Origin of the sequence: Pseudoalteromonas sp. S3431 (assembly GCF_000690035.1) — a bacterium.
GTDB lineage: Bacteria > Pseudomonadota > Gammaproteobacteria > Enterobacterales > Alteromonadaceae > Pseudoalteromonas > Pseudoalteromonas fuliginea.
On record NZ_JJNY01000053.1, the window covers coordinates 98,777 to 106,569 of the forward strand.

Annotated in this window: 3 protein-coding genes and 1 pseudogene; all 4 read right to left on the minus strand. The window is 39.8% G+C overall.

Annotated elements, in window-relative coordinates; genetic code table 11:
• Positions 1-5 precede the first annotated feature (5 nt).
• Positions 6-1,253 (minus strand): hypothetical protein, encoded by a 1,248-nt coding sequence (locus DO88_RS05670; protein WP_033030905.1) that lies wholly within the window; start codon positions 1,251-1,253, stop codon positions 6-8.
• 56 nt (positions 1,254-1,309) lie between these two features.
• Positions 1,310-3,262 carry a Hint domain-containing protein gene (locus DO88_RS05665; protein WP_033040102.1) on the minus strand — a complete coding sequence of 651 codons (1,953 nt, stop codon included), beginning with the start codon at positions 3,260-3,262 and terminating at the stop codon, positions 1,310-1,312.
• Positions 3,263-3,272: 10 nt separating this feature from the next.
• Positions 3,273-6,950 carry a PKD domain-containing protein gene (locus DO88_RS05660; RefSeq protein ID WP_033040104.1) on the minus strand — a complete coding sequence of 1,226 codons (3,678 nt, stop codon included), beginning with the start codon at positions 6,948-6,950 and terminating at the stop codon, positions 3,273-3,275.
• Positions 6,951-7,589: 639 nt separating this feature from the next.
• Positions 7,590-7,682 (minus strand): annotated as a pseudogene (locus DO88_RS19265) (IS5/IS1182 family transposase); the annotation flags it as partial.
• Positions 7,683-7,793 lie beyond the last annotated feature (111 nt).

The following is a 7,793-nucleotide window of genomic DNA, read 5'->3' on the forward strand; positions in this document are numbered from 1 at the left end:
ATTCCTTATAATTCTAGCCATTTACGGTCATATTGATGAACGCGGCCACGAGTCTGTAGCTCTCTATCGCGGCAATAATTACCTATTGGATTACGCTTACAAAAATCAACGGCGTCCGCCAAAATAAAAGAGTTAAAGAGTGAATTATCGCGAATGGTTTCTAATGCAGTTCGATGTGAGTTATTCAACTCACTGGCGTAGTAATTGAGTACGTTATCCGCACGACGATTATCGAGAATTGCCTGCACCCAATCATCACTCATGTTTTTGAGCGCCAATTTAGTCAAGATGCTTTTAGCTGGGTACACGTCATCAGGTACTAAAGGAGATAGACTTGGCCCTGAATCGGTGTAACTTTGTGTCAATACTCTACCGACGTTATATTTATCCAAGGTATCAAACTGAGCAACGTAGTTGGTTTTGATGTAATCGATGCTGTTTTTAAAAACATCAAAGCATGGTGTCGGGTTTTCCATCGTACAGTTGACGAGTTGATTTGGGATCACCTTCAAAAGCTCTATCGGGTCGCCACCAAACTGTAATGCTGAAACCGTAATTTTGATATTACGTTTCACGTCTTCGTCTACTTTTTGCAATTTACCACTGACATTGACTTTACCAGCCCAATCGACACCAAGCTGTCCCCCCCATTTTACTTTGTCTTCGTCATTTTTATATTGGAACTTGAGGTTGATCATCACTTGAGATCCATATTCAATCGCTGACACGAACTCATTACCAATATTATTGAATTTGTCTCCTGGATTAGCATTGGCCAAATCAAGCGCGGCTTGTGTAGGTTTAAACCCTGTTTGAGGATCTGCAACTAACAGCCGTTTTTTTGGCTTTAAGGAGAGAAATAGTGTGTAAGTACCGGTGTAGTTATCTGCAGTATTTTGTTTTGCGTAGCTTGCGCCAACCCCCACTTTTATTACGGGAACATCAAGGGCCGCTCCTAAGTTACCATCAAGCATACTCGATAGTTGGCTATAACTCATGTCAACACCGACAACAAAATCCATTTCAGTATTACCATAGGTTTCATCTACTTGACCAAGTACACTTTGCAGTGCATAAAAACCTTCTTTTTCACTGTGGTAAGCGGTACCTAGCGTGACTGAATCTAAGTCAGAGTTACTTGCTTGAGTAGCAAAGTTAAAATTGCCTATTTGCTCAGCTGCGGTTGAAAAACTACAGGCAAAAAAAACCGCTACCCCCATGGCACGTGCCAATGGAGAATATGTAAATTTCATATTTAATTCCTTACAGAGAAGTATGGCCTTTCGAATAGAAAGGCCTAGTGGCCTGATTAATCCAAACTGTTGATATAGTCAGTTTTCCACTTTTCAGGAAGGCGTTGAAGAATCTCTTCTTCTGACATGCGAATATTCTGATCTTTGTAGTTCAATTCGTCTTGAGTAGCCAAATCCCCTACCGCCATGCCGTTTGCAAACATTGCAAAATTACGAGACTCAGCGAATTTCGAATTTTCTGTAGGCGCCAGTTTCAAATTGTAGATTTTGTCTTTGTACTTCTCTTTTGTTACATTAGTAACAAGCACGGAACCTGTTTCCGTAAGAATACGATCACCTATTTGCAGTTCTTTCGCCCAAATAAGACCTTTATTAGAGGTAGAAATTGGGTGGGTTTCAGTTGTTAAGATATCAGAGCCATCAGCGCCTTTTATGCGATACATCTTAATCGCTTCAATTCCTACTGACACATCAACAACTTGCATAGGTTCTTTAACTTGAGTATTCGAAGCTAGTGCACCTAATACTAAATCGCCTTTCGCAATATCTTCAATAGCGCGTTGCTTGCCATCGGCCATAGTGATCATTGTACCGGTTGCTAAACAACTGTAACCAAGCTTCATCATAGGCAACACTTCACTATAAAAGTTACCAAAACGCGCTGATGTCTCTGACGTTAACGATACTTGGAATGCATTCGCGCCACCACGCCCCCTTTTAAAGTACGGATAACCTTTAACAGCAAATGTCATATACCAGTTTGCTTGGGCGATATTCGAGAAAAGTTTGGCATTGCCAAAACGACCTTCTGAACGCGGGATGTTCCAGCGGATGATCGACTCTTGGTTTGCACTATCAACTTCAAATTCTAAATAGTCAGAAAATTGTTTAACTGCATTTTCGAGTCCTTTGTAGCTTTGCTTTGTCGCGCCACCATAGATACCTTCTTGTAAATAGATATTTGTTGGCTCATCTATACCGTTTGGTAAATCACCTATAGTTGGATAAATATCAGTGATCTCGTGAGGAATGCGTAATTCACCGTTGAATGGGATGTTTACATCCGTAATCTCGTTAGGATCTCCAATTTGATCTGCTGCGTAGTCACAGTCTGCATGACTACGGTTTAGACAGATTTTAATAACAGCATCATTGTTTTTATCGATAGGTGCAGTTGCATTGTATTTTGGACGTGTGTCCAATGATGAACTGATCCCAACGTTAAGTGCAGATACCGGAGCGTCGCCCTTTGCAGCTGGTGAAGCTGAGCCATAAAGTGCTTCAAAATGCTCCCATGAGAAGGGGTATTCAGTATACTTCATCGTTGTACTGATGGTGCCATCTTCTTGCTCAAGTTCCACATATGAACTGGCATAAATGGTATCTAAATTTGGGAAGTTTGCCTTCAATGATTTCAGTGAAATAGTCGAAGTTGCAAGCGTGTCTTTGCCATACAACACATTAAATGTAGAGCCCAAAGGAGCAAGCTGATTGCCGTTTGCATCTTCTAATAATAAGTCGATGTAAGTCGCTTTTGTACCGCCAAAACGTGAGCTTTTTGCACGTACAATAATATATGGCTCGTTTGTATCTGATGAAATGGCTAAGTTCATATCCAAGAAGAAATGCGCTTCTTTGATGATATCGACTTCAGCTTCACTAACCGGTGGCACTTCAGACGTTGTCATGTTCATTTTTGCTGATAAATGCTGTCCTTTAGCTACATCTAGCGTTTTATGTAGTTGCGGATAATCACTCTCAATACGATTTGCTTTTATCAATCGTGACTTTGCCAATTGATAGTGCTGTGGATTTGACATATCTAGCTTGCGGATCCCAAATTGATCCGGCTGTGTTACCGCTGTGCCCTTCGTTGCTGCAGGCCCAGACTTCTGTTTTGACGCGGTGGTAACTTGTTGTTCATTAATATAGTTGCTAGCAGCTACCGCGTTACTGATTGCTAAAGCGATTGCAAGCGGCATGAGCACCTTTTTATTTAGTTTTTTCATGTTATTTTCCTTAATTTTTATAGATTTCGACAAGGTAGTCTTCAATTTCTCCGCTCCCCGAGGTTGCGGCACTGCTATAGTCAGAGCAAGGATTAATACTATTTACTCTGCTAAATCCGTAATACTGCAAAATTCTCATACGAGTCGTCGTGATAGGCTGTGACAACTTATTGCTTAAAATGCTAAATTCCCCTTCAACATAACCTTTACCGTAGTCTTGGTTAGTCTGGTCGAAGTCCATTATTAAAAGCTCTGATTTGTCGTTTCTCCAGTCACCATTACCAAATTGGCCATCACTATTTAAATCAATCCAGACATGGTAATTCTCAGCGAATGTTTCACTGCCTGCATAACCGGCTTCAATACGATAGGTATTACTCTGTGTGGCATATAGTTTGATTGGATTATTCGGGTTAACGACGCCAGATTGCTGCGCATTGCTAAACGGACCATCTTGATTGAAAGTCACTTTACTAATGTGTTCATAGTCTGTGAGATCCACCGCCGTGCAATATTCAACAGATTGTTCTGATTTAAGCTCTAGCAGCATATTTTTGGTGCCAGTAGCTCGGCTTCCCCAATCATCCCACAAAGGTTTGTCGTAACTAATAGTTAAGCTAGCGGTATAGGTTCCAGCGACTTGATATGTATGCTCTGTGTCTTGGCCAAAATTACTGTTTTGTGTAAGTGTTGTGCCGTCTCCAAAATCCCAAACTAGAGTAACATCGGGATCCCAAGCTGCATTTTCAGGTTTTGTGGTAGTGTTATTAAAGCTTACCTTAAACGTACCATCTGCTTGTTCGTTTACCGTATAGCTCACTTCAGGAGTAAAATTGCTCTCGCCAATTTTTACCGTTTCACTGGCCGATTGCGTACCATCGACATGTTCAATTGTGAGTGTAATAGTGTACTCACCATCGGCTTGGTAGGTGTGCTGAGTATCTCTAACCGAAGAGTTATCGCCATCACCAAATTGCCACTGTATCGTACTGTTTTGGGGTATAATACTTTGATCTGTATTTACAGAAATAGTGTTACCAGATCTTTGTGGTGTAAATTTTGCTGTGATTGTCGTATCAAACTGAACTTGTTTGTTCCAACTTCCTATCTCTTTGCTGAATCTATCATACGCTTTTAGTTCTACCTCATAGTTTCCAGACTGCGCATATCTATAAACAGGAGATTTTTCGCTACTAGTGGTGCCGTCGCCAAATTTCCACTGCCAACGCTTAACACGCGCATCTACCGTGCTGTTATCAAAACTCATTTGATTAACGCCTTGATTAGCGGTAACTCTCAAATCAGCAGGGTCATTGTTTTCGATTAGTTTAACGGTGTAATCTTCAACTTCACCCCAAGACATATCCCCACACGCTGATTTTACTAAACCAAATGACACCATAGTACGAATGCGGTAAGTTTGGTTTAACTCGCCACTCAATGATATCTCGCCAGTCAATTGCGTCTTAGTGCTTCCATAGAGCACGAGCTCTTCAGTCTTGTGGAATAAACCATCATTGTCTTTGTCTAACCAGACATAAAAGTTCTTTGTTTTGTCTTGAGTATCTGGATGTGGTGCTGCGGTTAGCGTTACATTGAGTGCTTTACCGTCCTCCACGTCGACGATATTATATGAGTAGTCACTGTAATTGCTTGAAGTAGAGTCATTTTTGTAGTTATTTAACGAAACTGACGATAAGTAATACTTACTATGATTAATGCCTTGCGCTAGACAATAGTCGTCAAAAACGTCAATAGGCAACATGAAAGTATCTGATTGACCAGAAGGGTCGATAGCCGTAAGTTCAATGTTGTATTCGCCTGCAATAGCAAAGTTATGTTTAGGCTCAAAGACGCTACTTTGCAAACTGCCATCACCAAAATTCCACTGCCATTGCCAGCCCTCGCTGTTGGCAGCCGTAACTTGCTGACCATCTTTACGGGTCAAATTTTTAAAATCAAAGGCCAAAAATTGGCGGTCATAACCAAGTTCGCTTTCGAGCCCATGGTCAACTTTCAGGCCAATACCTACTTGCGCAAACGCCTTACGTACATGGTTTTGTAATTCAATGATTTGCCATTGGCTACCATCTTGCTTTTTAATCCCATCTTGAGTCAACTGATCACGTACCGTGTGGGTTTGTCGCATTACACAATCTGCGCCAGTAAGATAATTACTATTGCTGGTCCAGCAGTTTTTATTTGCGTTAGCAAACAGGATAAAGGAATATTTTGTATTCCAAGGTGAGGATTCATTATCTAAATCAGTTGTAGTGAGGTAGTAAAAAGCTTTGTTAAATACCCCTGCGCCATGATGAGAAGTTACTGAGTCATCATAGTCATCAACATGATCAATTGAATTTCCATCGAGTGTAGGTGTTTTGAAATAACGCAGTGCATCATCGAGGCGAAATGTTTCGTGATTGCTTTTCCAATCATTGGTTCCCAAGTAAAAATATTTAGCTGCTTCACCCGCCATATCAGAAAACGCTTCATTAATAGCACGAGCCTGTCCTGTCAGCATTGACTTTGGCGTATTTGAGCCAAATTCCTCAGTAAAACCATGAGCGATTTCATGCGCAACTACATCTAAGGAAACCATAGGATAGAAGAGGTAGTCACCATCACCAAAATATACCTCGCCGTTTTCGTAAAATGCCTGATCCATATTAAGACCATAATGGACATTTTGAGTTATCTTTTTATTAAAGTAAGGCTTATGCCCAAGGTAAGCTTCAAACATTAAATTCGCTGTTTGTCCATGATGATGGGCATCATTCAAGGCAGAGCGAGCACCGTGATATTCTTTATAATTGTTACGAGTTGAATCTGAGCAGTTGTAGCTATAAGGGTTATTAACTTGCGCTGTGCCGTGATTATAGTTTCTAGTCTCAACGTTTTTTGCATCGAATAAACAGGTGGTTTGCTGATTGTCAGTTTCCATTGCAACAACAAAAGTCTTTGGTGGATAAGAAACATAATCTACTTGCTTATAATCTGGACGTGAAACCTTGTCATTGCCTGATGGGCCGCTTCCTCCCTCATAAACGATCCGCTGTAATACATCGGATTGGCTGATGAGTTCGTTTGTCGTTAAGTCTATAAAAGAGATAATTCTTTGTGGTTTAAAGGGCCCTGACTCGAAATCGGTGAAAAAGGCAATTTTAGCAGCGTGCCGTGCTTTTCCTTGAGTATCTATATAAATGACTTCCTCTGCTGATTTACGTCTATACACTCTGGGGCGTTCATTATTAAACTGAGAAATTATTGAATCTAGAGCTACGCTTAGCTGTTCTTCTGACGCGGGAGTTAGAGTTGATATATCTTTAGCAACATTAACAATGAGATCGCCATAAACTTGTTCAACTACACCACTCTCGTCAGTCAGTACAACAAGGTCTTGATTCCAAATAGGAATATTTTGGTACTTTTGGGTAATTGTATGGCTTTGCTTGGTTTGACTAATTTGGCTTTGGTGAAATGTAAGCGTGTGACCTGAGTATTGCGCTGCAAATACTTTTAGCGCGAGTAGATAGTTTTGATCTGAAGCATTACTAAATATGGATTGTTTTTTTTGTAAAGAAGGCGCTATTTTTTGCGTGTCGTTGAATAAAGATACACGTTCTGTTGCATGGCAATGCGTACTTATCGCTAATGCTAAAACGCAAAGAGACTTTAATCCTTTCATATTAACTCCATAAGTATTTGAAGATACCTTTCCACTTGAACGCAATGACTCAATAATTAAAACAGTCGAGCGAATAAGTGCTGTTAAGAATAAAACCCTAGCCCAGTAACTAATTTAAAACAAGTGAATAACATAAAATAAATAAAAACTTAACACAAAGTTCACACATAAAATTAGAGATTAATTTCACTTTTTTTGTTCTGTTTATTTAACCTGTTATTATTGTTGAATAAATCTAAATTTTTTTGAGAACTAATAAAGATGTGAAAAGGTCTGTACGATGCGAAGCACAGTCATCATTTTGTAATTTACAGTGAATTTGAAAACGGAAGCGTTAGCTAGCCATTTTTGTATTGGGATCATTGACGCAATATTGAGGAAGTAAAATGAGTAATAAACGTCGTTCTAGATTGGATGATTGTAAAATAATTACTCTGGTAAAAAGACTAGAGCCATTTAATCTTTCAGGATTAAGGTTTACTTAACCCAGACGAAACCCTTCAGGCGGCATATATTTGGCATTTATACTATTTTATCGCCTATTTATGGGGAATAACCACATGCAGCTTTACCTAAAAACCAACATACGGTTTATCTTTGTAGTACATAACAACCCATATAAGTAAGCACAGCAAAGGCATACCTTGTAGCTATTTCTCTATATTGCTTAATTCGATCAAATGCATTGCCAACCAAGTGCCTATATTTTTACGTGCACCAGTCAATCTTTTCATTACCAACCAAGCTGTTACACTTACGTGGAATAAAAGGTGTAGCGCTGTTATTACAAACGAACGCTCTCAGTTTTTCACTATCGTAGCCTTTATACCAACCTGCATAAAT